This window comes from Campylobacter sp. 107, from assembly GCF_002383835.1.
In the GTDB taxonomy this organism is placed as follows: Bacteria; Campylobacterota; Campylobacteria; order Campylobacterales; family Campylobacteraceae; genus Campylobacter_D; species Campylobacter_D jejuni.
The window spans coordinates 1-2,391 of record NZ_NXBA01000040.1 but is presented as its reverse complement, the minus strand read 5'-3'; the positions used below and the strand labels follow the sequence as shown (position 1 = coordinate 2,391).

The 2,391-nt window shown below is 24.0% G+C and carries 3 protein-coding genes; all 3 read right to left on the bottom strand.

Going from position 1 to position 2,391, the window contains the following annotated elements; all coding sequences use genetic code 11:
* The coding region (locus tag BGS40_RS09745) for a hypothetical protein (protein WP_257841709.1) at window positions 1-801 on the bottom strand (801 nt) is incomplete at its 3' end.
* Window positions 779-1,573, bottom strand: coding sequence for a hypothetical protein (locus BGS40_RS05690; protein WP_096738492.1), 795 nt, complete (start codon window positions 1,571-1,573; stop codon window positions 779-781). The genes BGS40_RS05690 and BGS40_RS09745, both read right to left, overlap by 23 nt.
* Window positions 1,574-1,576: 3 nt before the next feature.
* On the bottom strand, window positions 1,577-2,260 hold the full coding sequence (locus tag BGS40_RS05685; RefSeq protein ID WP_002819291.1) for a hypothetical protein: 684 nt from the start codon (window positions 2,258-2,260) through the stop codon (window positions 1,577-1,579).
* Window positions 2,261-2,391: the final 131 nt, after the last annotated feature.

Below are 2,391 nucleotides of genomic sequence, written 5' to 3'. Positions count from 1 at the left end.
AAAGTAAAAAGGATTATTAGGAAGTTCATTTGAGCCTGTAAGGAGAGTGGAGTTTAGGAAGATTTTTATATCTAAACTTTTAAAATCTATTTGGTATTTTTCTTCTATGTCCTTTATATCCAAAACACTTCTATCTTTTGCAAAAATATCACAATGATTATCATAAATATGGATCAAATTTGACATAGAGATGAAAGAAGTATTGTTAGAATTATCTTGCAAATCTTGTAAATTTACTTTATCTAAGAATACGATTTTTATATTATTTGTCTTTAATACTATGGTATTGGTATTTTTATCATAAAATTGCTCTATGTTAAATACTTCGTTTAAAATTAAATTAACATCATTTTCCTTAGTATTAAAGCTTTGATTATTTAGATTATCTTGTAAGGAAATTTCTTTATTTAAATAGTCTTGGATATCTTTTATTTTTTCATTTCTTTTTTCTTTTAAAGTATTGATAGATTTATAAAGCCTTTTTCTAGCATCAAGATAGGTATCATTGAGCTTTTCTTTATCTAGGATGAAGATTTTTGTGAAAGTAGAATTATAGCCTATAACACTGCTATTTAAAAAAGTTTCATTATTTTCTTTATAAAATACATATTCTTTGCAAACATAAAGAGCTCTTAAAAGTGAAATATCAGATTCGATATTAATCTCATCTATATCTTTTAAATCTAAATGTTTTATATAAAAATTCTTATCTTTTTGCATTAGATTAAAAATAGCACTAACAAGACTTTTTGTTTTTTTCGTATGATGATAGTTTAGTTCATAAAGAAAAGTATTTAACATTAATATCCCTGAAAATCTCTAAAAAATTCTTCCCATCCATAAAAAAATGTAATGACGGCTCATCATCTTTAATTCTAGATTGTTTTAACAATTCTTCACATATATCTTCTATAGAAATTAAAACAAGAATCCATTTTAAAATAGTGGCTTTTTTAGCAAAACCAAAAACACTTTCTGCAGATTTTTTTGAACCATCAAATTTAAAATTAAGTTGCAACTTAAAATAATCTAATTTCAAAGCTATAATTTCATTAGGCTTTATATGCGTTCCAAACTTTTGAAATATTTCTTCAGAGTCATCTAAATCAATGGTGTATATTTTGTAAATTTCTGCATTTAGCAGCTTTGAAAATTCTTCATTCCCTTTTAATAAATTTTCTATTAAGTTTTTAAATCCTCGCGCTTGGATTGGAGTTAGTGTATAAACGCTATTATAATCTAATTCTTTGAATATCACACTAAAATCCAAAGGAGCGTTTTGTATTTGTAAATAAAGCTGAGTTGTATTTTTTTGACTCTTTATATTGTTGGGAAACAATTCTTTAACCTCATAAGGAGTATCTTCCTTAAAAGCTATAGAATTATCTTTTAAAATAATATTATTTTTAAGCTCTTGTGTTATTGGAATCAGCTTAATATTTTTTAGATTAGCATCAAAGATATTAAAATTGTATCCCAAAATTTCAATTCCATCATCAAATTTATTTCCTATATAATTTGTATATTTTGTATATTCATTTTCATATACTCCCATGGCATTATAGGTTTTCATACATTAGTAGCCTCTTTTTTCTTGTAATTCTTTATATTTTTGAATATCATAGCATATCATTTTTCTTTTGTATTTAGCAAACATACCTATGTCAAGCCAAGAGTATGTATTGTCTATTTTATATTCTTGTATTGTATTTTTGCCGTCCTTATAGTACCATAAAATAATAATTTTTTTTATTCTAAAATCTACATATTGCTCTGTTATGTTGAATAAAATATCCTTGTTTATTTTTTTATAATTATCCCAAAGACTTATAATATTTTTTGCATCATAAATAACCGCCTTAGAATCAGCCTTCTCACACAAACTCTCAAATTCTTTAAAACTACTTTGCCATTCAAGAGGTACAAAAGAGTATCCAAACCAAAGAAGCATGAATAATGGATAAGGTAAAAATAAATAAAACTTTTTAATTTTTTTATCAATATTAAAAATTTTAAAGACAAGATAAAAGACAAGCTTTAAAAATAAATATACCCATATAGTAGAAAGTATAAACAAGCTAATCCATCCAAAGAAAGGAAAAGGGAAAAAGGTTAAAAGAGTTAAATAAGTAATATTATAAAAAGTTAAGATGACAAGAAAAAGATAAAATAAAGCTTGTTTTATATTTTTAAAGAATTGTTTTTTTAAATCATTTGAATTTTCTTTATTGTTAAAATAATGATAGAGCTTGTTTTTCATATATTTTTATCCTATATTACTTTGATTATTATCTTTAGTATCTTCAAACAAAGTAGCGCTAAAGCCACTTGTAGTGTTGGGCTGATGTTTTAAAAGTTTAAATCTATTTACAAAATCAATGATTCTTTTAC